Below are 26160 nucleotides of genomic sequence, written 5' to 3'. Positions count from 1 at the left end.
CCGCCCGGGTGAGGCGGGCCGCGCGCCGCCTGCGGACGGCATGCCCCGGGACTACGATCGCGGGAGCAGCACGCGGACCGTCCCGGGACAGGAAGGCGGAGCGATGACCCGTACGGCCCAGGAAGTACTGACGGACGCGGTGCGGGGGCTCGCCCCCGGCGAGGGCGCCAACCGGCTCGTCCCGCTGATCGCCGCCGGCGAGGCCCCGCGCGAGGTGATCGCCGCGTTCGCCCTGGAGCAGCACCACGTCATCGCCGCCGACCGGCGCAGCTTCGCGCACCTCGCCGGGCGCGCGGCCGGGGATCCGGCCGCGGCCCGGTTCTTCGAGTCCCTCGCCCAGGGTGAGGACCTGGCCCTGCCGCTGCTGGGGCCGCTGGCGCTCGCGTGCGGGCTGGACGAGGAGGCCGTCCGCGCCCACGAGCCCCGCCCGGGCTGCCAGGCCTACCCGTCGTACGTGGCCTGGCTCGCGCTCAACGCCGAGCCCGTGGACGCGGCGGTCGCCCTGACGGCCAACTTCGCGGCGTGGGGCGGCTACTGCGCCGCCGTCGGCGCGGCCCTGCGCGAGCACTACGGCTTCGACAACCCCGCGTGCGGCTTCTTCGACTTCTTCGCCGGGCCCGCGCCCGAGGTGGAGGAGCGGTCCGTCGAGGCCGTGGAGGCCGGTCTGGCGGGCGGGCGGCTGTCCGAGCCACTGGCCCACCGCTACGGACGGCTTCTCCAGGCCTACGAGTTGATGTTCTGGGACGGACTCGCTGTACGGTGAAGCCATGCCCGCAGCCGCAGAGCCCGCAGCCGTCGTCTACCGCCCCGCCCGCCCCGGCGAGCACGTCGCGGCCGAGGCGATCGACAACTCCTTCACGACGGCGACCGTCCTCGAAGTCGGCGCGTCCGCCGAAGGGTTCCGGCTGCGCGAGACACCCGTCGACCCGCCCTTGCGCAAGGTGTACCCGGCCGAGGACGAGGAGGACGGCGACGAGGAGGCCCACGTCATCGTCGCCCTCGACGGGGACGCCCTGTGCGGTGCCGTCACCCTCACCCACTCGGCGTGGAACGACCGGCTGGTGATCGCCGACATCAGGGTGGCGCCCGGGCACCGCGGCCGCGGCATCGGCCCCGGCCTCATGGAGCGCGCCCTGACCCACGGCCGGGAACTGGGCGCCCGTACCGCCTGGCTGGAGGTCACGAACATCAACGCACCGGCCGTACGGGCCTACCGCCGCATGGGGTTCGCCCTGTGCGGGCTGGACACGTCCCTCTATCTGGGCACGGCCTCGGAGGGCGAGACGGCCCTGTTCATGAGCCGTCCGCTGTGAGGCTCCTCGCCCCCGCCTCCGTCAGCGAGCCGTGGACGTGCAGCCGTGCCACGCCGCCGTCCGGGTGGATGTCCACGCGCACGTGGGTCGCCACCGGGGCGCCGTCCAGGGGGAACCGGTGCACCGCGTCGGGCTGGAGGCGGGTGCGGGGCACGACCACCGTCCAGCCGGTGGAGCCGTCGGCCGGGTCGGCTCCGGAGGCCGCGTCGAGGACGGACACCTCGGCCCAGCCCGCGGCATTGCCCTTGTAGCAGCCGGTGTCGATCTCGACGGCGCGCAGCACGGCCTGCCCGGTGAGGCGGTAGCGGACCCAGTCGTGCCCCCGGTCGCGGCGGCGGCGCGTCTCCCAGCCGTCGTCCATCTTCCGCGAGCGGCCCGGCAGGACGGTGTTGAGCGGGGAGGAGTAGAAGCGGTCCGAGGCGTCCTCGGGGCGCCCGCCGTTCTCCAGCGCGGCGAGGTCGAAGGTGCCGAGGGCGGCGAGCCAGGCCGGGTCGGGGCGCACTTCGCCGTGCACCCGCAGCCGGGCGATGCCCCCGTCGGGGTACTGGCACAGCCTCAGGTGGGTGAAGCGCTCCTCGGAGCGGACGGCGAAGCCGTTGGCCGCGTGGCCGCCGACGGGCGTGCGCGGCACGAGGACCGTCCACTTGACGTCGTCGGCGAGGAGTTCGCCGGGCGAGGGCGTGCCCGGGAGGCGGGCGGCCTCGACGGAGACGGCCTGCGGGTGGTTGCCGCGGAAGTGGGCGGTGTCGACGACGAGGCCGCGGATCACGCCGGGCGCGCCGAGGCGGATCAGCGCCCAGTCGTGGTCGTCGTCCGCCGGGTGTGGGCGGGCCGCGTCCGGGCCGCGCCGGCGGCGGGTCTCCCAGCCGTCCATGACCTTGCCCTTGTGACCGAAGAGGGCGGGGTCGAAGTGCGCGGGGGCGGGAGTGAGGAGGTTCTCGCGGTCGGCGAAGAACTCGTCGTTGGCGGCGACGACGCTCCCGCCCAGGCGGCGGTCGGCGAGGTCGGGCAGGGAGGTGAAGGGGAGGTCCGCGGTGCGGTAGTCGGCGTACGGGTCCCCGCCCGCGTACGGTGCGGCGCCGCCCGCGAAGGAGGGTATGCCGGGGCTGCCGTCCGGTGTGCTCGTCATGCGCTGCGCTGCCTTTCGAGGAGGAGGCCGGCGGGCTGCTCGGCGAGGGCGCCGTCACGGGCGATCCTGCGGCCGCGCAGCCAGGTGGACCGCACGACGCCGTGGAGGGTCTTCCCGGCGTAGGCGGTGACGTGGTTGCGGTGGTGGAGCGCGCCCGGGTCGACCGTGAAGGCGGCCTCGGGGGCGAGGACGGCGAAGTCCGCGTCGCGGCCCGGCTCGACGGCTCCCTTGCGGTGCAGGCCGGCGAGAGCCGCGGGGCCGGTGGACATCCAGCGGGCGACGTCGCCCAGGGTGTGCCCGCGGCGGCGGGCCGCGGTCCAGACGGCGGGGAGGCCGAGCTGCAGGGACGCGATGCCGCCCCAGGCGGTGCCGAAGTCGGGGACCTTGAGGTCGGTGGTGCAGGGCGAGTGGTCGGAGACGACGCAGTCGATCGTCCCGTCGGCCAGGGCCGCCCACAGCGCGTCCTGGTTGGCGGCCTCGCGGATGGGCGGGCAGCACTTGAACTCGGTGGCCCCGTCCGGGACTTCCTCGGCCGTCAGCGTCAGGAAGTGCGGGCAGGTCTCGGCGGTGACCGCGACGCCCTCCGCCTTCGCCGCGGCGATCAGCGGAAGGGCGTCGGAGGACGACAGGTGCAGGATGTGCACGCGGGTGCCCAGGCGCCGGGAGACGGCGACGAGACGGGCGACGGCCTCGTTCTCGGCGGCGCGGGGGCGGGAGGCGAGGAAGTCGGCGTAGCGCGGGCCGCCGCGCTGCGGGGCGCGCTCCAGGTGGGCGGGGTCCTCGGCGTGCACGATCAGCAGGCCGTCCAGGTCGGCGACGCGCGCCGCGACCGCCTCCAGGTCGCCGGGGCCGAGGGCGGGGAACTCCTCGACGCCCGACGGCGACAGGAACGCCTTGAAGCCGAAGACGCCGGCGTCGTGCAGGGGGCGTAAGTCGCCCGTGTTCCCCGGCACGGCGCCGCCCCAGAAGCCGACGTCCACGTGGGCGCCGGGGCGCGCCACGTCCTGCTTCACCCGCAGGTGGGCGGCGGTGGTGGTGGGCGGGATGCTGTTGAGCGGCATGTCGAGGAGCGTGGTGACGCCGCCGGCCGCAGCGGCGCGCGTGGCCGTCCGGAAGCCCTCCCAGGCGGTGCGGCCCGGGTCGTTCACGTGCACGTGGGTGTCCACGAGGCCGGGGAGCAGGGCGTCGTCTCCCAGATCCACCACGGTGGCCCCCGGGGGCGGTTCCGCTTCGTACGGGCGGACCGCGGTGATCGTGCCGCCGGCGACGGCGACGGCGACCGAGGCCGGGCGGGTGCCCTCCGGCGTGACGACGCGCGTCGAGCGCAGCACCAGGTCCTCCGTGGACAGGCCGGCCACGTCCCCTCCCGGAAATTCAACGTTCTGTTGAACGACGGTGGGGGCAGTCTTCTGTCGCTCCCCTCACCCGTCAAGACCTCCGGGGGCGGAGGGGGGCCGCGCGAGCCCGGTAGGCTGCTCCCACCCCGTACCCGAAAGGACCCGCCGTGCCCCCGTCCGCCGAGCCCCGCACCCCCGCCCCCAGCGGAGGCGTCCAGTCCCTGGAGCGCGCCTTCGACCTGCTGGAGCGGATGGCCGACGCGGGCGGCGAGGTCGGGCTGAGCGAGCTGGCCACCAGCAGCGGGCTGCCGCTGCCGACGATCCACCGGCTGATGCGCACGCTCGTCGCCTGCGGATACGTCCGCCAGCAGCCGAACCGGCGGTACGCGCTCGGGCCGCGGCTCATCCGCCTCGGCGAGAGCGCCTCCCGCCTCCTCGGCACGTGGGCGCGCCCCCACCTGGCGCGGCTGGTCGAGGAGACCGGCGAGACGGCGAACATGGCGCTGCTCGACGGCGACGAGGTCGTCTACGTGGCGCAGGTGCCCTCGCGGCACTCGGTGCGGATGTTCACCGAGGTCGGGCGGCGCGTGCTACCGCACACCACCGGCGTGGGCAAGGCCCTGCTGGCGCAGAGCCCCGACGAGGAGGTGCGCTCCATCCTCGCCCGCACGGGGATGCCGGCCGCCACCGAGAAGACCATCACGACGCCCGAGGGCTTCCTGGAGGCGCTCGGGCGCGTCCGCGAGAACGGCTTCGCCGTGGACGACAACGAGCAGGAGATCGGCGTGCGGTGCCTGGCGGTGCCGGTGCCGGACTCCCCCACGGCGGCGGCCATCTCCATCTCCGGCCCGGCGGGCCGCGTCACGGACGCGGCGACGGAACGCATCGTCCCCCTCCTGAAGGAGGTCGCGGCGGCCCTGTCGACGGACCTCGCCGGAGCGAGCGCCGGGCTCGCTTGATCCGCGTGCCCGGCGGGGCACCTGCGCTCGGGCAGCACCCGACGTTGTGACGGCAGCGCGGCACCGCCGAGACGGTTGACTGCGGCTCAGCACCGTCGCGGCGGAAGAGAGGTGCCACGCCCGACACCGGAACGACCGACTGCGGCCGAGCGCCGCACGCCCGCCCATCCACGAGGGCCGAGGCTGGCCATCCGCCCCCGCCGCGGCGGTGCGCAACCACCACGGTGGAGGCCGGCGATGCCGGGCCGGCGTTATGTGATCTCTCTCGGGGGAGGGACCCGGTCGTCCGGGGTGGTGGGGGCCGCGAAGCGGTCCACTGCCGTGCGGAGGTCCGACAGGGTCGGCGACAGGGCGCTCACCGAGCCGACCGCACCCGCGACCAGCAGCAGCGAGCGCCGCAGGCGCGAGATCTCCGGGTCGCCGGCCCGGGCCATCGCGTCGAGCGCCGCCAGCTCGTCCTCCGCGGCATCGCGGTCGGGTAACGGCGCGGGGTGGCCCGCGAGCGCCCGGCGGAGCCGGGAGACCGCTCCCCGCAGCTCGCTCACCCTAGGATCTCCGGCCACTACGGCGCCTTCCGCCACGGCACTCCCCCTCCCACGCGCTCGCGCGGATCAGTTAACGCCACTTTCCGTACAGAGCGCCATACGCACAGCGAAATGAAGTCCGGAGGTCGCACGCACGGGTGATGGGCGGTCGCCCGTCGCACCGCCGTCAGCGATGCGATATGCAGGGGCCATGACAGCCACCTCACCCCCGGTCGCCGGACTGCTGCTCGCCGCGGGCGGCGGACGGCGCCTGGGCGGTCGTCCCAAGGCCCTGCTCGGCCTGCACGGCCGCCCGCTCGTGGAGCACGCGGCGCGGGCCCTGCACGACGGCGGCTGCGCGCCGGTGTACGTGGTGCTGGGCGCGGCGGCCGCGGAAGTGCGCGTACACGCCGGCCTCACCCACTGCACCTTGGTGGACAACCCCGGCTGGCAGGACGGCATGGGCTCGTCGCTCCGGGCGGGCCTCGCGGCGGTCGCCGCCTCGGACGCGGGCGCCGTGCTCGTCACCCTCGTCGACCAGCCGCGCGTCGGCGCCGCGGCGGTGTCCCGCGTGCTTGCCGCGCACCGTTCGGGCGCGCAGCTCGCCGCGGCCTCGTACGGTGGCGAGCGCGGTCACCCGGTGCTGTTCGCGCGCCCGCACTGGCAGGGCGTGGCCCGCGCGGCGACGGGCGACCGCGGCGCCCGCACGTACCTGCGCGAGCACGCCGCGGCCGTGACGCTCGTGGAGTGCGGGGACGTGGCGGGGCCGGAGGACGTCGACACCCCGGAGGACCTGCGGCTGCTGGGGTGAGGGCGACCCGGAGCACCTGCGGCTGGAGGGCTGAGGCGGCCCGCCGGAAACCGCCGTCCGGCACCACCGCCCCACCGCCGCCAGCCACCGCCCCACCACCGCCCCATTGAACTTCCACCATGAGGAAACTAGCCTCCGGAAAACAACCACTGCAGAGGGAGTGACCACCCATGTCCGCACCAGCTCCGTCCTCCCCGGCCACCGTCACCGCCCGGCCCCTGGAGCGGCAGGAGGAGGTCCTCACGGAGCCCGCGCTCGCCTTCGTCGCCGAGCTGCACCGCCGCTTCACGCCCCGCCGCGACGAGCTCCTCGCCCGCCGGGCGGAGCGCCGCGCCGAGATCGCCCGCACCGGCACGCTCGACTTCCTCGCCGGGACGCGCGCCGTCCGCGAGGACCCCTCCTGGCGCGTCGCCCCCGCGCCGCCCGCCCTGGAGGACCGCCGGGTGGAGATCACCGGCCCGACGGACCGCAAGATGACGGTCAACGCCCTCAACTCCGGCGCCCGCGTGTGGCTCGCGGACTTCGAGGACGCCTCCGCGCCCACGTGGGAGAACGTCGTCCTGGGCCAGCTCAACCTGATCGACGCGTTCGAACGGCGCATCGACTTCACCGACGCCCGGGGCAAGGCGTACGCGCTGCGGCCCGCCGGGGAGCTCGCGACCGTCGTCGTCCGCCCGCGCGGCTGGCACCTGGACGAGCGCCACGTCACCGTGGACGGCCGCCCGGTGCCCGGCGCCCTGGTCGACTTCGGCCTGTACTTCTTCCACAACGCCCACCGCCTGCTCGGTCTCGGCAAGGGCCCGTACTTCTACCTCCCCAAGACCGAGTCGCACCTGGAGGCCCGCCTCTGGAACGACGTCTTCGTCTTCGCCCAGGAGTACGCGGGCCTGCCGCGGGGGACGGTCCGCGCCACCGTGCTGATCGAGACGATCACCGCCGCGTACGAGATGGAGGAGATCCTCTACGAACTCCGCGACCACGCCTCGGGCCTCAACGCCGGCCGCTGGGACTACCTCTTCTCCCTCATCAAGAACTTCCGCGACGGCGGCGCCCGGTTCGTGCTGCCCGACCGCAACGCCGTGACGATGACGGCGCCGTTCATGCGCGCCTACACCGACCTCCTGGTGCGCACGTGCCACCGGCGCGGCGCGCACGCCATCGGCGGGATGGCCGCGTTCATCCCCTCGCGCAAGGACCCGGCGGTCAACGAGGCCGCGTTCGAGAAGGTCCGGGCGGACAAGGACCGCGAGGCGCGGGACGGCTTCGACGGCTCGTGGGTCGCCCACCCCGACCTCGTGCCCGTCGCCCGCGCCTCCTTCGACGCGGTCCTCGGCGACCGGCCGCACCAGAAGGACCGGCTGCGCGAGGACGTCCGCGTGACGGCAGATCAGCTCATCGCCGTGGACTCGCTCGACGCCCGCCCGACCTTCGCGGGCCTGCGCAACGCCGTGGCCGTCGGCACGCGCTACATCGAGGCGTGGCTGCGCGGCCTGGGCGCCGTCGCCATCTTCAACCTGATGGAGGACGCGGCCACCGCGGAGATCTCGCGCTCGCAGATCTGGCAGTGGACCGCCGCCGGGGTCGTGCTCGACAACGGCGAGAAGGTCACGGCCGGGCTCGTCCGCGCGGTCGCCGCCGAGGAGCTCGCCGCGATCCGCGAGGGGGAGGGCGAGGAGGCGTTCGCGGCCGGCAAGTGGCAGCAGGCCCACGACCTGCTGCTGAAGGTCGCCCTGGACGAGGACTACGCGGAGTTCCTCACACTGCCCGCGTACGAGCTGCTGGACTGAAACCTCACATCAACGCGCCCAGCGCGACGAAACCGCAGATCAGCACCGACAGGAGCACCAGCAGCGGCCAGACGAAGCGCAAGTACTTGTCGTAGCCGACCTTCGCCAGCGCCACCCCGCCCATGACGACGGCGGTGGTCGGCACCCACAGGTTCATCACGCCGCTCGCCGACTGCCAGGCCGTGACCACCACGGAGCGCGGGACGCCCGCGAAGTCGGCGAGCGGGGCGAGGACGGGCATGGCGAGGGTGGCGTGGCCGGAGGTCGAGGGGATGAGGAAGGCCAGCGGGAGGTTGACGACGTAGACGAGGATCGCGAAGACCGCGGCGGGCGTGCCGGATACGGCGCTCTCGACGGTGTGCAGCACCGTGTCGATGATCTTCGCGTTCGTCATCACCACCGTGACGCCGCGGGCGAGGACGATCACCAGGGCGGGGGCGATGAAGTCGGCCGCGCCCTGCACGATCGTGGCGCTCAGCCGCTGTTCGCCCAGCCGGGCCAGCAGCCCGATCAGCACGGCGGCGACGATGAACAGCGCCGCCAGCTGGGCGAAGGACCAGCCCAGCTCCCACGCGTACGGGGTGGCGTCGGTCTCGCCGGTCAGGGCGCTCGCCCAGGGGATCACCGAGAAGATCATGAAGGCGAAGACCAGGGTCACCGTCACGAGCACGAGCTTCTGCAGCCCCGTCAGCTCCGGCGGCTCCGCGGCGGCCTCCGCCGCCAGTTCCCGGTCCCCAGGCAGGAAGCCCGTCAGGGAGCGGTCCGGGGCGGTGCGCACCCGGTGCGCGTACCGCAGGACGTAGCCGATGGTGACGGCCGTCAGGACGATCCACATGACGAAGCGCAGGGCGATGCCGTCGCCCAGCGAGATGTCGGCGGCCGAGGAGGCCACGCCCGTGGAGAAGGGGTTGACGGTCGAGGCGAGCACGCCGACGCCCGCGCCGAGGATGATCGTGCCCGTGGCGACCATCCGGTCGTAGCCGAGCGCGAGCATGAGGGGCACGATCAGCCCGTAGAAGCCGAGGGTCTCCTCGGCGAAGCCCTCGACGGTGCCCAGCAGCGAGAAGACGGTCATCACGCCGGCGATCAGCAGGGCGCCGCGGGTGCGCAGCCGGTGGGCGAGGCGTTCGATGCCGCGGTCCAGGGCGCCGGTCGCGAAGACGACGGTGATGAACGCGCCGATCGCGAGGACGAAGAGGAAGACGCCCGCGCTGCCGTAGAGCGCGCCGACCGCGTCGGGGGCCACCGCGCCGGTGACGGTGTCGCGGATGCCGTAGAGGCCGTTGACGGGGGCGAGGAAGAGGTCGCCGAGCCGGTGCACGAAGCCGCCGGGCGCGGCCTCGTGATGGTAGGTGCCCTGGACGGGGCGGCCGTCGGCGTTGCGCTTGTAGGTGCCGGCAGGGATGACGAAGGTCAGGATCCAGACGGCGATGGTCACGGCCGAGAGGACGGTCAGCGCGCTGGGGAAGACGAAGCCACGGCGCCCGCCCGGCGCGTCCGGACCGCCCGGCGCTTCGGGCCCGCCGGGTGCGCCGGGCCCGCCGGGTGCTGCGTCCTCGGCTTCCGCGTCCACGACGGAACCCCTCTCCGCACTGAGGGTGGTCAATTTGACCTTATTGTCGCGAAACGCGGTGCCCGGCCCTAGTCGCCACGCACGGGTGGCGGGGGCGGCTCCGGTGGCGGCCCCGATGACGGCTCCGGTGACGGCCCGTCACGTCGCCGCCTCCCCACGTGGTTGAAGGCGAGGTTGAGCACCACCGCGGTCAGACAGCCCGCGCTCACCCCCGAATCCAGGAGCGTCCGCAGCGTCTCGGGGACGCCGGCGCCGTCGTAGAACGTCCGCGAGACCACCGGTATCGTGCCGACGCCCAGCGAGGCCGCCGCCACCAGCAGGTTGTCCCCCTTGTCGAGGCCGGCGCCGAGCAGGACCTGGATGCCGCTGGCCGCGACCGTGCCGAACAGCACGATGCCCGCCCCGCCCAGCACCGGCCGCGGCACGACCGCGATGAGCGAGGCGAAGGCGGGACTCAGACCCAGCAGGACGAACATCGCCCCGCACGCGGCGACCACGAAGCGGCTGCGCACCCGGGTGATCGCCACCAGGCCGATGTTCTGCGCGAACGCGCTGTTGGCGAAGCCGTTGAAGACCGGGCTGACGGCGGTGCCGAGCGTGTCCGCGCGCAGGCCGCGCGCAATCGTCCGCTCGTCCGCCGGACGGCCCACCACCTGGCCGAGGGCCAGCATGTCGGCGGTGCTCTCCGTCATGCACACCAGCATGAGCACGCACATCGAAACGATCGCCGAGAACGTGAACTGCGGGGCCCCGAAGTGGAACGGCGACGGGAAACCGACGAGGGGGGCGTGCGCCGCGGGCCCGAAGTCGACCGCCCCCACGGGGACGGCGATCAGCGTGCCCGCCGCCAGCCCCAGCAGGATCGCGATCTGCCGCAGGAACCCCCTCAGCACGCGGCGCAGCACGAGGACGATCACGAGGGTGGCCGCGGCCAGGCCGAGCCCGGTCGGCGTGGCCGGCCGGCCCGGGTCGCCGCCCTGGATCCAGCCGAAGGCCACCGGCAGGAGGGTCAGGCCTATCAGGGTGATGACGGTGCCGCTCACCAGCGGCGGGAAGAAGCGGATGAGCTTGCAGAACCAGGGCGCCAGGACGAAGCCCAGGGCCCCGGCCACCATCACGGCGCCGAAGATGACGGGCAGGGCGTCCCTCTTGTCGGCCTGGGCGTCGGCCACGGCGATCATGGGCGCGACGCCCGCGAACGACACTCCGTTGACGAAGGGCATCCGTGCCCCGACCTTCCAGAACCCGATGGTCTGGAGCAGGGTCGCGATGCCCGCCGTGAAGAGGGCCGCGCCCACGAGGAAGGTCGTCCGGCCCGGGGAGAGCCCGAGGTACGCGCCGAGGACCAGCGGCGGGGCGACGACGCCGGCATAGCTGGCGGCGACGTGCTGCAGCCCACCGGCGAACAGCCGCCCCGGCCGGAGCACCTCGTCGACGGGGTGAACGGCACCCTCGCCGCGGGTGCCCTCGGCTTCGTCTACGGCCACGACGTGCCTCCTTCGCTCGCGGTTGCGGCGGGGTGAGTTGCCCGGCCTTGAACCCGCCGCGGCACACGACCACGACGGCGGAGCCCGGCGGAGCCGTACGCACTTCACGTGCGCTCGGCACCGCCGGTGGCCGCCGCGGTGGCGAATCACCGTCGCGGCGGAGGGGAGGGCACAGGCTCGCCCCCTCCACCGGCAGACCGGGCCAAGGGCCCGGCCCGGGCCCTTGGATCCGCCGCCGCGGCGTGCAACCACGATGGTGGATCCCGGCGGTCCCGTACGAGCCTCAGGTGCGCCCGGCACCGCCGGTGACCACCGCGGTGGCCGGTCGCCGTCGCGGCGGACGGGAGGGCGCGGGCTCGCCCCACCCTTCACCAGCCGGGTCAAGGGCCGACCCGGGCACCGCCGGTAGCCGCCGCTTCGGCTGATCACCATCGCGGCGGACGGGAGGGTGCAGGCCCGCCCCCTTCACCAGCCGGGTCAAGGGCCCTCCCGGGCCCTTGGATCCGCCGCCGCGGCGTGCAGCCACGATGGTGGATCCCGGCGGTGCCGTACGGGCTTCAGGTGCGCCCGGCACCGCCGGTGACCGCCGCGGTGGACGGGAGGGCGCGGGCAGGCGGGGCCGGCCCGCATCCTTGACGCGGCTGGTGGAGGGTTGGGGGCCCGGCCGAGGGCCGTCCCCCTCGGCCGGGGGTTCAGGTGCCGGCGGCGATCGCCGCCAGGCGGCGGGACTGCTCGCGCGCCCCGCGGGCCACCTCGTCCTCGTCGACGGTCACGAGCCGCCCGTTCTCGACCACGGGGCGGCCGTTGACGAGGGACAGGGTGACGGGCGCGGGGGCGCCGAGGACGAGCGCGGCGACGGGGTCGGCGATGCTCGAGTGGCCGAGCCCGTCGAGCTTCCACAGCACCAGGTCGGCGAGTTTGCCGGGTTCCAGCGAGCCGATGCCGTCCGCCCGGCCGAGGACCTGCGCACCGCCGTACGTGCCGAGCCGCAGGGCCTGACGGACGTTCAGTGCCTTCTCCCCGCCGGCCAGCCGGTGGACGAGCAGGGCGTTGCGCAGTTCGGTGTGCAGCTCGCCGGACTCGTTGGAGGCGGTGCCGTCGACGCCGAGGCCGACGGGGACGCCGGCCCGCAGGAGGTCGGGCACGCGGGCGGTGCCGGCGGCGATCCGGGCGTTGGATGAGGGGCAGTGGGCGACACCCGTGCCGGTGCGGGCGAAGGCCGCGATGTCGGCGTCGTCCATGTGGATGCAGTGGGCCATCCACACGTCGTCGCCGAGCCAGCCCGTGGACTCGAAGTAGTCCGTCGGGCCCATGCCGAACTTCTCCTTGCAGTACTGCTCCTCCTCGACGGTCTCGGAGCCGTGCGTGTGCAGGCGCACGCCCTTGCGCCGAGCGAGCGCGGCGGCCTCGCGCAGCAGCTCGGTGCTGACGGAGAAGGGCGAGCAGGGCGCGACGCCGATGCGCAGCATGGAGTCGAAGGCGGGGTCGTGGTGGGTGTCGACGGCCTCCTCGGTGGCGGCGAGCGCGGCCTCGGTGGTCTCGACGGCGAAGTCGGGCGGCAGCCCGCCGTCGGAGGCGCCGAGGTCCATCGAGCCGCGCGTGGGGTGGAAGCGGACGCCCGTCTCGCGGGCCGCGCGGATCTCGGCGCCGAGGAGGTCGCCGGCGCCCTTGGGGAAGACGTAGTGGTGGTCCATCGCGGTGGTGACGCCGCCGCGGACCATCATCGCGAGGGAGCCGCGCGCCGCCGCGTACACCATGGGTTCGTCGATGCGGGCCCAGGTGGGGTAGAGGGCGACGAGCCAGTCGAAGAGGTTGCAGTCCTGGGCGAGGCCGCGGGTGAGCCACTGGTAGAAGTGGTGGTGGGTGTTGACCAGGCCGGGGGTGGCGAGGTGGCCGGTGCCGTCGACGCGCCGGACGACGCCGGTGAGGCCCTCGGGCGCGGGCCCGGGGCCCACGGTTTCGATGCGGTTGCCGGCGACGACGACGTGCCCCGAGGCGTGCTCGGTGTCGACGGCGTCGACGGTGGCGATCGCGCAGTTCTCGATGACGATGCGCTCGGTGACGGGGGGCGTGGTGCCGTGGTGCGTGGTGCCGTGGTGCGTGGTGCCCTGGTGCGTGGTGCCCTGGTGCGTGGTGCCGTCGGCTGTTCCTGCGGGGGGTGCGGCCACGGTGATTCCTCGCTGTCGCTTCACGGAAGGTTCGTCAGGTCCTGCGGCACGGCGGCCTCCGCGCCGTCGCGCAGGACGGTGGCCTCGATGAGGCCGTAGGGGCGGTCGGCCGCGTAGTAGACCTCGTTGTCGTTGTCGAGGCCGAACGGTTCGAGGTCGGCCAGGAAGTGGTGCTTGTTGGGGAGGGAGAGCCGGATCTCGTCGATGCCGGGGCCGTGTTCGACGGCGCGTGAGCCCATGGCGTAGAGGGTCTGCTGCAGGGAGAGGGAGTAGGTCTCGGCGAAGGCGGCCAGCAGGTGGCCGCGGGTCCGTTCCCAGCTGCCGTCCCAGTCGGGCGGGGCGGCCCCGTCACGGCCGCCGCTTCCGTGGCTGTTTCCGTGGCTGTCACCGCCGCCGTCCCAGGCGTGCCGCCAGCAGGCGTTGACCTCGGTGGCGAGGATCCGGTCGCGGGTCTCGGGGAGGGTGGTGTAGCGGTCCTTGACGTAGCCGTGGAACTCGGAGTCGGTGGTGTTCATGACCGTGAGGCCCTTGAGCCCGGAGAGGACCTGCCACCGCCCGCCCGCACCGTCGAAGGTGACCTGCGCGGTGCGGGTCTCCCGGCCGCGGCGGACGAAGGAGTGCTCGCCCGGGCCGGGTGTGGCGATGCGGTCCCAGGCGTACTCATCGACGCGGATCCGGGCGGTGCGGATCGACTCCTGGCCGGTGACGAAGTGGCGCGCCAGCCGCATGGCGAAGTCCTCCGGCGCGGCTATGCCGTACTCCTTGGCGAAGGCGAACACGGTGTTCTTGGTGGTGTCCGTCGGCAGGACGCGGGCGTTGGAGCCGGAGAGGTGGACGTCGTCCATGGCGCCGGAGAGGGCTACGGAGACGTTGAGGTCCCTGATGCGGTGGACGGGCCCGTCGCGGGTGACCCGCACGACGCGGGTTTCGGCTTTGCCGTACTGGTTCTGGCCGAGAACGGTGGGCATGTGTGCTAGCTCCCTCGGTACACGGAATAGCCGAACGGACTGAGCAGCAGCGGTACGTGGTGGTGCTCGCCCGGCGCGACGGCGAAGGCCACCGCCACCTCCGGGAAGAACGCTTCCCGCCCGGCGTTCCCCCGGGCGGCGTACGGCCCCACGTCGAACCGGAGCCGTACGTGGGTCGTGCCCTGCGGTGGCGGGGGGAGCCCCCGGCAGCGCCCGTCCGCGTCGGTCACCGAGGTGCCGAACGCCGTCCAGGGCCCGTCGGATCCGCTCCGTGCGGACAGCTCGACGGTGACGCCCTCGGCGGGGCGGCCGGTGGCCGTGTCCAGGACGTGCGTGGACACGGAGGCGGACGCGGACGCGGCGGAGACGGCCGGTGCGGTGGCGCTCACGGACGGGCTCCTTCCTGCTCGGGTGCGTACGGGCCGGCCGGGTCCTCCAGCAGCCGGGCCAGCCGGATGCGGTTGATCTTGCCGAGTTCCTCCCGCACGATCCCGCGTTCGTGTTCCGGCGTGTTGTCCGTGCGGTGACGAATCGCGTCGAGCATGCGTGCGGCGTCGAGGCCGGTGGCGCAGATCAGGAAGACGTGCCCGAACTTGTCCTGGTAGGCCAGGTCGAGTGCGCGCATCTCGGCACGGATCCCGGGAGGGGCCTGCGCCATGCCGCGCTGCTCGCGGGCGGAGGCGGGATCGCCCGGCTCCGGGCGCCCGATCGGCGGGTGCGCCGCCATGGCCTCCGCCAGCCCGCCCGCGGTCAGTGCGGCCGTCGCCGCGTCGCTCGCGGCGTAGAGCGCCTCGGCGGTGGGGTAGGGGCGCCCGCCGAGGACCGCGTCCGCCCATGCGCGACCGGCGCAGACCGCCTGCAGAGCGGCGCGGGCCGCGCCGTCACCGGCCGCGTTGAACCGGGCGAGACCCGGCGTCGGACTCGAAGACATGGGCGACATGGGCGACACGGGCGCCTCCGTGGTGGGGACGGGCTGCGCATGGCTGTCGGGCTGCGCATAGCTAACGCCCCTCGGAACGCCGCGTCAACAGTTTGTTGAAGAACTCGGCTCCCGTGTCCGGCGCCCGGGCCGGGGATCCGAGGCGTCCAGGGCGGCGCAGAGCCAGTCGTGGGCGGCGCCGGGGGTCGGTTCCCGCGGGCCGGACGGAGGGGAGGTCAGTTCGGCGACGAGCTGCCAGTAGTGGTCGATGCGGGGCTCCGCGGCGAGTTGGGCGCCGAGGCGGCGGCGGAAGGCGGCCGTGTCCCGGGTGCCGCGGGCGCGGGCGTGGGCGGAGACGAAGCAGTCGAGCGCCTCGCCCGGGCGCGGCGGCCGCTGCGCCCGCAGGTCCGGCGACGCCAGCGCGAAGGCCTCGCGGAGACCGTCGTAGAGCACGGCGGGGCGGTAGCCCTCGCCGGCCCGGTGGACCTCGGGCTGACCGCGGTCGTCGCCCGTGCAGGGGCCGGAGGTGAAGGCGTGCAGCCGGGCGAAGGCGAGGACCTGGGCCGGGGTCGGGTCGTCGGGCGGCTGCGGCACCGCCTCGTCGACGATCGCGGAGACCAGCCGGGCCGGGAGCCGCGGGGGCAGCCAGCGCCGCCAGAAGCCCGCCATCGCGGCCGTGCTGGGCGGGGTGGACACGGCGCCGATCAGGCGCAGCCGCTCGGCGCGCTCCCCGGGCGGGCAGTCCTGGAGCAGCCGGAGGGCGGCCTCACGCCAGCGCAGGGCCGTCAGCTGCGAGCCGAGTTCCCGCAGTTTGCCCGCGACGACGTCCTCCAGTGCGTCGTCCCGTTCGAGGACCCGGCCGACGTCCGGGACCGGCACGTCGAGCGTGCGCAGGGAGCGGATCAGACGGAGCCGGTCGAGCGCCTCGGGGCCGTACCGGCGGTGGCCGCCGCCGCTGCGGGCGGCTTCGGGCAGCAGGCCGCGGTCGGAGTAGAAGCGGACGGTCTTGACGGTGACGCCCGCGCGCTCGGCGAGCTCTCCGATGCTCCACGTGACGTCGGGGGACACGGCGCGGGCCTCCCTCGGGGCCTCGGGGAGCTCCTACCGTACCGGCGGGTACGGACGGCCCGCGCGGCCGGTCCCGCGGCCCGCGCCCGCCTGCCCGCCTCCCCGTCTCCCCGCCTGCCGGCGGCCCTAGCGGGGCCCTGTGGAACCGCCTTCGCGGTTCAGGTAGTTGTAAACGGTGAAGCGGCTGACGCCTAGCGCCGCGGCCACGGTCTCCACGCCGTGCCGCAGGGAGAAGGCGCCGCGCTCCTCCAGCGTGCGCACCACCGACTGCTTGGTCTTGCGGTCGAGTTCGGCCAGGGGCTTGCCCTGGCGGCGCTCCAGGTCGGCCAGGATGTGGTCGAGCGAGGCGGACAGGCGCGGCAGTCTCACGGCGACGACCTCGCGCCCCTCCCAGGACAGCATCACGTCGTCCGCCGCGGCCTGTTCGGGATCGACCATCTCCCCGCCCATGGCGTCGACCAGCGGCGCGACCGCGGCACGGAGCGGGTGCGCGGCCGCCTCCCCCGTCACGGCGTCCCCTCCTCGTCGTCGACCACGCTGATCTGCAGCGACACCCGCGTGGCACCGGCCTGCAGCGACGTGCTCAGCACCTGCTGCACGGCGGCGAGCACGGCGTCGCCGCCGCCCTCCGCGGAGTTCCCGAAGGGGCCGACGTCCACGGCGTCGAGGCCGGCGCCCCGCAGGGCGTCCCGGGCGGCCTCGGCGTGGGGCGGCACCCGGTCGAGATCGAACGGTTCGGTCGTGAACTCCACTCGCAATCGCACGGTGGCCAACCTACTCGCCTTGACAGAGGCCGGGAACGGCAGCACGCTTCCGTAAAGCAGAATATAAATTCCGCCATACGGAAGGAGGGTGAGGCGGGATGCCTCTCCCCCGACACCGCTTCGCCGTCAACCTCTCGATGCTCTTCACCGAACTGCCGCTCCTGGAACGCCCCGCGGCGGCCGCGGCGGCGGGCTTCCGCGCCGTCGAGATGTGGTGGCCCTGGCCCGCGACGCCCACGCCGGAGGCCCGCGAACTCGACGCGCTGCGCGGGGCACTGCGGCACGCCGGTACGCAACTGGTGTGCCTGAACTTCTACGCCGGGCGGCTGCCCGGGCCCGACCGGGGAGCGCTCTCGCTGCCGGGGGCGGAATCCGGCCGCTTCCGCGCCAACGTCGACGTCGCGGCGGACTTCGCGGCCTCGGTGGGGTGCACGGCGCTCAACGCCCTGTACGGCAACCGCGTCGCGGGCACGGACGCCGGGGCCCAGGACGCGCTCGCCCTGGAGAACCTCGTCCTGGCCGCGCGGGCGGCCGGCCGGGTGGGCGCGACGCTCCTGATCGAGGCGCTCAACGCGGTGGAGTCCCCCGCGTACCCGGTCACCGGCTCGGCGCGCGCCGTGGAGCTCGCGGAGAGGGTCAATGAGGCCTCGGGGCTCGGCAACGCCAGGTTCCTGATGGACCTCTACCACCTGGCGATGGCGGGCGAGGACCCGGCCGCGGCCGTCGCCGCGTACGCGCCCGCGCACACGGGCCACGTCCAACTGGCGGACGCCCCGGGCCGCGGCGAACCGGGCACGGGGACGCTGGACGTCCCCGTACTCCTGAAACGCCTCGAACAGGCCGGGTACGACGGCTGGGTGGGCCTGGAGTACCACCCGTCCGGCCCGAGCGGGGGTGCGTTCGGCTGGCTGGATGGGGCGCGGTGACGGGGCCCGGGCGGCCCCGGGTGGCCCGGGTGGCCCGGGTGGCCCGGGGTGGCCCGGGGTGGCCCGGGTGGCCCGGGGGTCTCCGACCTCCGGCCGGTCCGGCACCGCCGGAAGCCGCCGCCGGGGTTTCCCGCCGCCGCGGCGGAAAGAAGTGCCCGGCAGAGCCGGCGCGACGACAGAACCCCGACCCCTCCCGGCAGCCCAGCCAGTCCGACACCACCGAAAGCCATCGCCGGGGTCTCCCGCCACCGCGGCGGAAACAAGTGCCCGGCAGAGCCGGCGCGATACCGCCTGGGCCACACCGGTCGTGCCGACATCGCCGGAACTCGCCACCAGGCAGTGTGATGACGGGCGTCGGCCACTCCGGGCGCTCCAGCCGGTCCGGCACCGCCGGAAGCGGCCACCGAGCGGTGCGATGGCAGGCATCAGCCGCTCCGGACACTCCGGCCGCCCGGAACCGCCCGAAGCCACCGCAGTTTCCCGCCGCCGCGGCGGAAGCAAGTACCCGGCACAGCCCACACGATGGTCGCCCCCGGCCACCCGCAGCGCTCCGGCCGCCCCGGTACAGCCCGAAACCGCCGGGGCGGAAAGACGTGCCCGACGCAGCCGACGCGATGCCCTGTCCAGGTACTCCGGCCGCCCTCCGAGCGCCCGGCATCGCCCCGGAGCCGCCGTCGCGGCGGAAGCACGTGCCCGGCGCAGCCGACGCGATGACCGGCACCGGTCGCCCGGCGCCGGACGTGCGCCGTCACTCGCCTCCTCAGCCCATCCCCCGACAGCAGTCCCCCCTCCTCCCCTCTCCCGAAAGGAATCCCCGTGTCCTCTTCCTCTTCCTCATCCCTCCCCCGCGTCGCGTGGATCGGTCTCGGGATCATGGGGCTGCCCATGGCTTCGAACCTTCTCAAGGCCGGGTACGACGTCACCGGTCACACCCTCGAGCAGGCCGGGCTCGACCGCCTCGCGGCCGTGGGCGGGACGCCCGCCGGCTCCGTCGCGGCGGCCGTCCGCGGCGCCGACCTCGTCGTCACCATGCTTCCTGCCTCACCGGAGGTGGAAGCCGTGGCGCACGGCGAGCACGGCGTCCTCGCGCATGCCGCGCCCGGCACGCTGTTCGTCGACATGTCGTCCGTCACCCCCCGGACGTCCGTCGAACTCGCGGAGGCCGCCGCCCGCAAGGGCATCCGCGTTCTGGACGCGCCCGTGTCCGGCGGCGAGGCCGGTGCCGTCGAGGGCGTGCTGTCGATCATGGCGGGTGGGGAGCGGACCGACTTCGAGCGGGCCCTGCCGCTCTTCCGCGTCCTCGGCACGACGGTCGTCCTGTGCGGCCCGCACGGGGCCGGCCAGACCGTGAAGGCCGCCAACCAGCTGATCGTGGCCGCGAACATCCAGGCGTGCGCCGAGGCCGTGGTCTTCCTGGAGAAGTCCGGCGTGGACCTGGAGGCCGCACTGGACGTCCTGGGCGGCGGGCTGGCCGGCTCCGCCGTGCTCAGCCGCAAGCGGCACAACTTCCTCTCCCGGCACTATCCCCCGGGCTTCCGGATCGACCTGCATCACAAGGACATGGGCATCGTCACGGACGCCGCCCGCGCGGTCGGCGCCGCCGTCCCGGTGGGTGCGCTCGTCGCGAGCCTGGTGGCCGCGGCGCGCGCCCAGGGCGACGGCGGACTGGACCATTCGGCGCTGCTGCGCGGCGTCGAGCGGCTCTCCGGCATCGAGCGGACCCACGGCGCCGAGCAACCCTCGGGCGCCGCGCAGCCTTCAGGCGCCGAGCGACTGCCCGCCTCCGGGGCCGGGAGGGCGCTGCGATGACGACGATGCCCGCCATGCACGCCGCGGTCCACATCCTCAAGGACGAGGGCGTGGACGTCGCCTTCGGCTGCCCGGGCGCCGCGATCCTGCCGCTGTACCAGGCGCTGGAAGCCGTGGGCGGCATCGAGCACCTGATCGTCCGTCACGAGGCCGGGGCCACGCACATGGCCGACGGCTGGGCGCGCACCAACGGCAGGCCGGGCGTCGCCATCGCCACCTCGGGCCCGGGCGGCACCAACTTCGTCACCGGCCTGTACACCGCGTTCGCCGACTCCGTCCCGATGGTGTGCATCACCGGGCAGGCGGTCTCCGCCAAGCTCCACCAGGAGGCCTTCCAGGCCGTCGACATCGTGGAGATCGTCCGGCCGGTCACCAAGCGGGCCGTGCAGGTCAAGGAGGCGGCGCAGATCCCGTGGGCGTTCCGGGAGGCGTTCCGCACCGCGCGCGAGGGGCGGCCCGGCCCCGTACTGATCGACATCCCCGTGGACGTCGCCCGCCGCGGGATCCGCTACGACCCGGCGCTGGACACGCGGCTGCCGGTGCCCGTCGTCGCGCCGCACCCGCCGCGCGTGGAGGCCGCGCTCGACCTGCTGCTGGCCGCCGAGCGGCCGCTCGTCCTGGCCGGCGGCGGGGTGATCCTCTCCGGGGCGGCGGACGAGCTGCGGGAGCTGGTGGAGTACCTGGGGGTGCCGTTCCAGGTGACGCTCATGGGCAAGGGTGCCGTCGAGGACGACCACGAGCTGCACATGGGCACCACCGGCATCCAGACCTCGCAGCGGTACGCCAACGCCTCTTTCCTGGAGTCGGACTTCGTCCTGGCCGTCGGCGCCCGCTTCGGCGACCGGCACACGGGGGCGGACCTCTCCGTCTACCGGGGGCGGCGGTCCTTCGTCCACGTCGACGTCGACCCGTCCCAGCTCGGCAAGGTCTTCGAGCCGGACCTGGGGGTCGTCTCCGACGCGAAGCTGTTCCTCGCCGCCCTGCTCGCCGCCGCGAAGGCCCGCCGCCCGGCCGGTGCCGGGCACGGTGCCGGGCACAGCACGCGGCACGGCACACATCACGGCACGCGGCACAGCACGCAGCACGGCACTCAGCCGAGCGCGTGGGCCGCGCGCTGCCGGGAGCTGAAGCGCACGCTCACCCGTCGCGAGGACTTCGCCACCGTCCCCGTGAAGGCGCCGCGCGTCTACAAGGAGATCAACGAGATCTTCGGCGCGGACACGTGGTTCGTCACGGCCATCGGCCTGTACCAGATCTGGGGCGGCCAGCATCAGAAGGCCCACCGGCCGCGCCACTACCAGGTCTGCGGGCAGGCGGGCCCGCTCGGCTGGGAGGTGCCGGCCGCGATCGGCGTCAAGAAGGCGCTGCAGGGCATGGGCCGGGGCGCGGAGGAGGTCGTCGGCGTGGTCGGCGACTACGGCTTCCAGTTCACGGTGGAGGAGCTCGCCGTGGCCGCGCAGTACGACGTCCCGTTCGTGCTGATCATGCTGAACAACGCGTACCTGGGCCTGATCCGCCAGGCCTCGGCCGGCTACGGCATGAACTACCAGGTGGACGTCCACTACGACGAGTCGGGCACGGACCACGTCAAGCTGATGGAGGCGTACGGCTGTTCGGGCCGGCGGGTGGCGGACCCCGGGGAGATCCGGCCGGCGATCGAGTGGGCGCGCAAGGAGGCCGTCGCGACCTCGCGGCCCGTCCTGGTGGAGATCATGATCGAGCGGGAGGCGGACACCCCGCACGGCCCGGACATCGACGCCGTCCGCGAGAGCGAACCCGTACCGGAGCGCTAGCGCACGACGGGCGCGCGCGCCCTCGCGCTCGGCGGCGCCACGGGAGGCGCGGGGGGCGCACCCGCCCACTTCGGCATTCGCTCCCCCGGCGCGCCCGCATCGTGGACGATGGGCCCGTACCCCTTACTCACGGACCCGTTGCTGGAGCCGAATATGGCCAAGAGCGTGCCGGTTCACTGCCCGACGTGCCGTCGCGAGCACTCCTTCACCCCACCCACCTTCCCCTGCGCGTGCGGTGCGCCGCTCACGCTGCCGGTGCAGGCGGACGCCTCCCCCGAGTTATTGGCGCACCGCACCTGGCGCGACGCGTGGGTGGCCGTCCGCTGCCCCTCCTGCGACCGGCAGGACCAGTGGCCGCGGCCGGAATTCGGCTGCTCCTGCGGCACGGTGGTGCGCCTGCCCGTCCGTTCGCCGGCGCCCGCACCTGGAGACGGAGCCGGGGACGGGGGCGGGGGCGGAGCCGGGGACGGGAACGGGAACGGGAACGGGGACAGGGACGGAGCCGGGGACGGCGGCAGCAAGGGCGACGGGAACGGCGCCGCCGGAACCGGTGAGCAGCACGCCGCGGCGCAGCGCCCCGCCTTCCGGCCGGTGCCCATCCGGACCGCCGACGACGCGCTGGCCGCCGCCGAGCGCTATCTGACGTGGCTGGGCTGCACGGATGTCACCCGGCCGGGAGATCCGGAGGCCGCGGGCGTCGACCTGCGCGCGGGCGCCCTCGTCGCCCGGGTCGACCCGTCCACCGTGCCCACCTCGCTGCGGGCGGTCGAGTGCCTGTGGCTGCACGCCATGGTGGATTCCGCGTCCGGCGTCTTCTTCTCCCTCGCCGGCTACGCCCACGAGGCCCGCTCCCGGGCGGACGACCTGCGCGTTCCGCTGTTCGTGATGGACCTCACCGGCACTCCGCAGCCGCTGAACGGCCCGGCCGACGAGCTCGTCGGGCGCGGGCCCGCCTGAGCCGCCCGTACCGCCAAGCTCAATTTTTCCTCTGAACCACGCCCGGACGATGGCGAGTTGGGTGCCCGGGGGCGGAGACTTCGTACCGGGCCCGCGAAACATACGGGGGATCGCGGGCCCCTCCAGCTGTTCGGGGCCGCCCACGCACCCGGCCCTCCGCCGCCCGCCCCGGCCTCCGCCTCAGGCGGACGGCCGGGCGCCGGGCCTTCCGCCCCGGTCAGGCTCCGCCCCGTCAGGGCCGCGCCCCACCCGTCGGGCCGCCACCCCTGCCAGGCCTCCGCCCACCCGTCAGGCCTCCACCCCTTCCAGACCTCCGCCCACCCCTCAGGCCTCCGCCGCCGCGAGACCCGCGCTCGCCTGCTCGCGCAGCTCCACCTTGCGCACCTTGCCGCTGACCGTCATGGGGAACGCGTCCAGGATCCGCAGGTAGCGCGGGATCTTGTAGTGCGCGAGCCGGCCGCGGCAGAAGCGGGCGAGCTCGTCGCGGGTGAGGGGACGCTCGGGGTCGCGGAGTATGACGCAGGCCATGATCTCCTCGCCGTACTTCTCGTCGGGCACACCGATGACCTGCACGTCGGAGATCTTGGGGTGGGTGTAGAGGAACTCCTCGATCTCCCGCGGGTAGACGTTCTCCCCACCCCTGATGATCATGTCCTTGATGCGGCCGACGATCCGCACGTAGCCGTCCTCGTCCATCACGGCGAGGTCGCCGGTGTGCATCCAGCGCTCGGCGTCGACGGCCTCGGCGGTGCGCTCCGGCTCGTCCCAGTAGCCGAGCATCACCGAATAGCCGCGCGTGCACAGCTCGCCCGGCTCGCCGCGGGCGACGGTCTCCCCCGTCTCCGGGTCGACGACCTTCACCTCGATGTGCGGCAGCACCCGGCCGACGGTGCCGGTGCGCCGCGCGATGTCGTCGTCGCGCCGGGTCTGGGTGGAGACCGGCGAGGTCTCGGTCATGCCGTAGCAGATGCTGACCTCGGACATGTGCATCTCGCCCATGACCCGCTTCATCACCTCGGTCGGGCACGGCGAGCCGGCCATGATGCCGGTGCGCAGCGAGGAGAGGTCGTACGTGGCGAAGTCGGGCAGCTCCAGCTCCGCGATGAACATGGTGGGGACGCCGTAGAGGGAGGTGCAGCGCTCGCGCTCGACGGCGTGCAGGGCGGCGGTGGCGTCGAAGGCCGGGGCCGGGATGACGGCGCAGGCGCCGTGGCTGGTGACGGCGAGATTGCCCATGACCATGCCGAAGCAGTGGTAGAAGGGCACGGGCAGGCAGACCCGGTCGGCCTCGGTGTAGCCGAGGAGCTCGCCCACGAAGTAGCCGTTGTTGAGGATGTTGTGGTGGGAGAGGGTGGCGCCCTTGGCGAAGCCCGTGGTCCCGGAGGTGTACTGGATGTTGACCGGGTCGTGGCAGCTCAGCTGCGCCTCGCGCTCGGCGAGCCGCTCGCGCGGCACGGTTTCCCCGATCCGGACGAGGCCCTCCCAGGTGGGGTCGTCGATGTAGACGACGTCGCGCAGCGCGGGGCAGTCGGCCCGGACCTGTTCGACCATGCGGCGGTAGTCGCTGGCCTTGTGCTCGACGGAGGCGACGAGCACGCCGATGCCGGCCTGGCGCAGCACGTAGCCCAGTTCGTGGACGCGGTAGGCCGGGTTGATGTTGACCATGATCGCGCCGATGCGCGCCGTGGCGTACTGGACCATGACCCACTCGGGGCAGTTGACCGCCCAGATGCCCACGCGGTCGCCCTTGGCCACCCCCTTGGCCAGCAGCCCCAGGGCGATCTCCTCGACGGCCCGCCCGAACTCGGCGTAGGTCCAGCGGCGTCCGCTGGGGACGTCGACGAGGGCGTCACGGTCGCCGAAGCGCTCGATGGTGAACGCGAGATCGGCACCGATGGTGTCGTCGATCAGCGGGATGGAGGTGCTCCCGGCCGCGTACGCGGGTGTGGTCACCGGTGGTCTTCCTCTCGGTACTCGTCTCCGCCGCCGCGCGCGGTGCGCTCGCGCAGCTCGATGCGGCGGATCTTGCCGGACACGGTCTTGGGCAGCTCGGCGAACTCCAGGCGCCGGATGCGCTTGTACGGGGCGAGCACGGCCCGCGAGTGGGCGAACAGGGCCTTGGCGGTCCCCGGGCCGGGCTCCCAGCCCTCGGCGAGGACGACGTACGCCTTGGGCACGGAGAGCCGCAGCGGGTCGGGAGCGGGGACGACCGCGGCCTCGGCGACGGCCTCGTGCTCCAGGAGCGCGCTCTCCAGCTCGAACGGGGACACCTTGTAGTCGCTGGACTTGAACACGTCGTCGCTTCTGCCCACGTAGGTGATGTACCCGTCGGCGTCGCGGGAGCCGATGTCGCCGGTGCGGTAGTAGCCGCCGGCCATGACCTCCGCGGTGCGTTCCGGGTCGCCCGCGTAGCCCGTCATGACGCCGACCGGACGCCCGGAGAGGTCGAGGGCGATCTCGCCCTCGGCGGCCGGTTCGCCCGTGCCGGGGTCGAGGAGGACGACGGAGAAGCCGGGGCTGGGGCGGCCCATGGAGCCGACCTTCAGCGGCCGGCCGGGCGGGTTGGCGATCTGCACGGTCGTCTCGGTCTGCCCGAAGCCGTCGCGGATCGTCACGCCCCAGGCCCGCCGTACGGTCTCGATGACCTCGGGGTTGAGGGGCTCGCCCGCGGCCACGGCCTCGCGGGGCGGGGTGCGCAGCCCGCTCAGGTCGGCCTGGATGAGCATCCGCCACACGGTCGGCGGGGCGCAGAAGCTCGTCACGCCCGCCCGGTCCATCTCGGCCATGAGGCGGGCGGGGTCGAAGCGGGTGTAGTTGTGCACGAAGACGGTGGCTTCGGCGTTCCAGGGGGCGAAGAGGCTGGACCAGGCGTGCTTGGCCCAGCCGGGCGAGGAGATGTTGAGGTGGACGTCGCCGGGCCGGAGCCCGATCCAGTACATGGTCGTCAGATGGCCCACGGGGTAGGAGATGTGGGTGTGTTCGACGAGCTTGGGGCGGGCTGTGGTGCCGGAGGTGAAGTAGAGCAGGAGGGGGTCGTCGGCGCGGGTGGAGCCGTCGGGGGTGAAGGTGTCGTCGGCGTGGGCGGCGTCGGAGTAGGGGATCCAGGCGCCTGTACGGGCTCGGTCGACGTCTGTACGGGCTCGGTCGACGTTCGTACGGTTCCGGTCGTCCGTCCGATTCCGGCCGTCCGCCCCCTCCGCAGACCCCTCCGCAGACCTCTGCGCGGGCCCCTGCGCGGGCCCCTCCACAGGCCTCTTCGCGGGCCCCTCCACGGGCCCCTCCGAAGACCCTTCCGCAGGCCCTTCCCCTGTCCGCTCCCCGACCGCGATCCGGGTGTAGGACCCCGGCACGTCCGCGAACTTGGCCGTGTCCTCGGCCCGTACGAGCACGTGGGAGACCCGGCCGCGCTCGACGCGGTCGGCGAGGTCGGCGGTGCCCAGCAGCGGGGTGGCCGGGATGACCACGGCGCGCAGCTTCATCGCGGCCAGCGCGGTCTCCCACAGCTCGGCCTGGTTGCCGAGCATGACGAGGATCCGGTCGCCGGCGCGCACGCCCTGCCCGCGCAGCCAGTTGGCGACCCGGTTCGAGCGGCGGCGCAAGTCGTCGAAGGACAGCCTGACCCCGCTGCCGTCCTCCTCGGCGATCCACAGGGCGGTGCGGCCGTTGCCCTCGGCGACGGCGTCGAACCAGTCCAGCGCCCAGTTGAACTCCGCGGGGCGGGGCCAGGCGAAGCCCTCGTACGCGGCCTGCCAGTCCTCGCGGTGCGCGAGCAGGAAGTCCCGGGCGGCGCGGAACTCCGCGGCGGAGCCCGGCGCTCCGGCGGCATCCCCTGCGTTCCTCGGCTTCGATGACGTCACGTGTCCTCCAG

Annotated in this window: 23 protein-coding genes; 9 read left to right on the top strand and 14 right to left on the bottom strand. The window is 74.2% G+C overall.

Annotated features, from left to right (window positions below; all coding sequences use genetic code 11):
- The first annotated feature begins 103 nt into the window (after window positions 1–103).
- Entirely contained in the window at window positions 104–763 is a 660-nt protein-coding gene (locus AS857_RS07970) for a thiaminase II/PqqC family protein (RefSeq protein ID WP_058042429.1), read from the top strand.
- Between the two features lie 4 nt (window positions 764–767).
- Complete coding sequence (locus tag AS857_RS07965; RefSeq protein ID WP_058042428.1) at window positions 768–1313, top strand: GNAT family N-acetyltransferase; 546 nt, start codon at window positions 768–770, stop codon at window positions 1311–1313.
- Here AS857_RS07965 and alc read toward each other — a convergent pair.
- Window positions 1294–2442 (bottom strand): allantoicase, encoded by a 1149-nt coding sequence (alc, locus tag AS857_RS07960; RefSeq protein ID WP_058042427.1) that lies wholly within the window; start codon window positions 2440–2442, stop codon window positions 1294–1296. The genes AS857_RS07965 and alc overlap by 20 nt on opposite strands.
- A complete protein-coding gene (gene allB, locus AS857_RS07955) occupies window positions 2439–3791 on the bottom strand; it encodes an allantoinase AllB (protein ID WP_058043991.1) in 1353 nt (450 codons plus the stop codon). Before allB ends, alc begins: the two co-directional genes overlap by 4 nt.
- 155 nt (window positions 3792–3946) lie before the next feature.
- Between allB and AS857_RS07950 the strand changes: the two genes are divergently transcribed.
- The gene (locus AS857_RS07950) at window positions 3947–4738 is read left to right on the top strand and encodes an IclR family transcriptional regulator (RefSeq protein ID WP_058042426.1); all 792 of its coding nucleotides are present in this window, start codon (window positions 3947–3949) and stop codon (window positions 4736–4738) included.
- 251 nt (window positions 4739–4989) lie between these two features.
- Here the strand turns inward: AS857_RS07950 and AS857_RS07945 are convergent, their stop codons facing one another.
- Entirely contained in the window at window positions 4990–5319 is a 330-nt protein-coding gene (locus tag AS857_RS07945) for a DUF5955 family protein (protein WP_058042425.1), read from the bottom strand.
- Window positions 5320–5473: 154 nt separating this feature from the next.
- Here AS857_RS07945 and AS857_RS07940 point away from each other — a divergent pair, with 154 nt between their 5' ends.
- Both AS857_RS07940 and aceB read left to right on the top strand, forming a co-directional pair.
- On the top strand, window positions 5474–6073 hold the full coding sequence (locus AS857_RS07940; protein ID WP_058042424.1) for a nucleotidyltransferase family protein: 600 nt from the start codon (window positions 5474–5476) through the stop codon (window positions 6071–6073).
- A 170-nt stretch (window positions 6074–6243) separates the two neighbouring features.
- Entirely contained in the window at window positions 6244–7860 is a 1617-nt protein-coding gene (gene aceB, locus AS857_RS07935; RefSeq protein ID WP_058042423.1) for a malate synthase A, read from the top strand.
- Between the two features lie 4 nt (window positions 7861–7864).
- Here aceB and AS857_RS07930 read toward each other — a convergent pair whose 3' ends face one another.
- The 9 genes from AS857_RS07930 to AS857_RS07890 form a co-directional block, all read right to left on the bottom strand.
- On the bottom strand, window positions 7865–9316 hold the full coding sequence (locus AS857_RS07930; RefSeq protein WP_058043990.1) for a YfcC family protein: 1452 nt from the start codon (window positions 9314–9316) through the stop codon (window positions 7865–7867).
- A 185-nt stretch (window positions 9317–9501) separates the two neighbouring features.
- Window positions 9502–10920 (bottom strand): nucleobase:cation symporter-2 family protein, encoded by a 1419-nt coding sequence (locus AS857_RS07925; protein ID WP_079110170.1) that lies wholly within the window; start codon window positions 10918–10920, stop codon window positions 9502–9504.
- A gap of 692 nt (window positions 10921–11612) precedes the next feature.
- Window positions 11613–12971 (bottom strand): 8-oxoguanine deaminase, encoded by a 1359-nt coding sequence (locus AS857_RS07920; protein ID WP_058043989.1) that lies wholly within the window; start codon window positions 12969–12971, stop codon window positions 11613–11615.
- Window positions 12972–13108: 137 nt separating this feature from the next.
- Entirely contained in the window at window positions 13109–14056 is a 948-nt protein-coding gene (gene pucL, locus AS857_RS07915; protein ID WP_058042422.1) for a factor-independent urate hydroxylase, read from the bottom strand.
- Between the two features lie 5 nt (window positions 14057–14061).
- Complete coding sequence (gene uraH / locus AS857_RS40320; protein ID WP_058042421.1) at window positions 14062–14445, bottom strand: hydroxyisourate hydrolase; 384 nt, start codon at window positions 14443–14445, stop codon at window positions 14062–14064.
- The gene (gene uraD, locus AS857_RS40315) at window positions 14442–14987 is read right to left on the bottom strand and encodes a 2-oxo-4-hydroxy-4-carboxy-5-ureidoimidazoline decarboxylase (RefSeq protein ID WP_058042420.1); all 546 of its coding nucleotides are present in this window, start codon (window positions 14985–14987) and stop codon (window positions 14442–14444) included. Before uraD ends, uraH begins: the two co-directional genes overlap by 4 nt.
- A gap of 93 nt (window positions 14988–15080) precedes the next feature.
- Window positions 15081–16043 carry a helix-turn-helix domain-containing protein gene (locus tag AS857_RS07900; protein WP_058042419.1) on the bottom strand — a complete coding sequence of 321 codons (963 nt, stop codon included), beginning with the start codon at window positions 16041–16043 and terminating at the stop codon, window positions 15081–15083.
- Between the two features lie 126 nt (window positions 16044–16169).
- Window positions 16170–16553, bottom strand: a complete 384-nt coding sequence (locus AS857_RS07895) for a helix-turn-helix domain-containing protein (protein WP_420823921.1) — start codon at window positions 16551–16553, stop codon at window positions 16170–16172.
- On the bottom strand, window positions 16550–16807 hold the full coding sequence (locus AS857_RS07890) for a hypothetical protein (RefSeq protein ID WP_079110409.1): 258 nt from the start codon (window positions 16805–16807) through the stop codon (window positions 16550–16552). Before AS857_RS07890 ends, AS857_RS07895 begins: the two co-directional genes overlap by 4 nt.
- A gap of 98 nt (window positions 16808–16905) precedes the next feature.
- Between AS857_RS07890 and AS857_RS07885 the strand changes: the two genes are divergently transcribed.
- From AS857_RS07885 to AS857_RS07870, 4 genes are all read left to right on the top strand, one after another.
- Window positions 16906–17733, top strand: coding sequence for a TIM barrel protein (locus tag AS857_RS07885; protein WP_058042417.1), 828 nt, complete (start codon window positions 16906–16908; stop codon window positions 17731–17733).
- Window positions 17734–18606: 873 nt separating this feature from the next.
- A complete protein-coding gene (locus AS857_RS07880; protein WP_079110169.1) occupies window positions 18607–19542 on the top strand; it encodes a 2-hydroxy-3-oxopropionate reductase in 936 nt (311 codons plus the stop codon).
- Complete coding sequence (gene gcl, locus AS857_RS07875; RefSeq protein WP_058042416.1) at window positions 19539–21335, top strand: glyoxylate carboligase; 1797 nt, start codon at window positions 19539–19541, stop codon at window positions 21333–21335. The genes AS857_RS07880 and gcl overlap by 4 nt, the downstream gene beginning before the upstream one ends.
- A 153-nt stretch (window positions 21336–21488) precedes the next feature.
- Entirely contained in the window at window positions 21489–22292 is an 804-nt protein-coding gene (locus tag AS857_RS07870; RefSeq protein ID WP_058042415.1) for a hypothetical protein, read from the top strand.
- Window positions 22293–22616: 324 nt separating this feature from the next.
- On the opposite strand, the gene AS857_RS07865 is transcribed toward AS857_RS07870, so the two are convergent.
- Together AS857_RS07865 and AS857_RS38680 are read right to left on the bottom strand one after the other, a co-directional pair.
- Window positions 22617–24245 carry an AMP-binding protein gene (locus tag AS857_RS07865; protein ID WP_058042414.1) on the bottom strand — a complete coding sequence of 543 codons (1629 nt, stop codon included), beginning with the start codon at window positions 24243–24245 and terminating at the stop codon, window positions 22617–22619.
- Window positions 24242–26149: an AMP-binding protein gene (locus AS857_RS38680; RefSeq protein WP_107105532.1), complete on the bottom strand. Its 1908-nt coding sequence runs from the start codon at window positions 26147–26149 to the stop codon at window positions 24242–24244. The genes AS857_RS07865 and AS857_RS38680 overlap by 4 nt, the downstream gene beginning before the upstream one ends.
- Between the last annotated feature and the right edge of the window lie 11 nt (window positions 26150–26160).

Origin of the sequence: Streptomyces roseifaciens, from assembly GCF_001445655.1 — a bacterium.
Taxonomy (GTDB): domain Bacteria; phylum Actinomycetota; class Actinomycetes; order Streptomycetales; family Streptomycetaceae; genus Streptomyces; species Streptomyces aureoversilis.
This window is presented reverse-complemented; position numbering and strand designations above follow the sequence as displayed.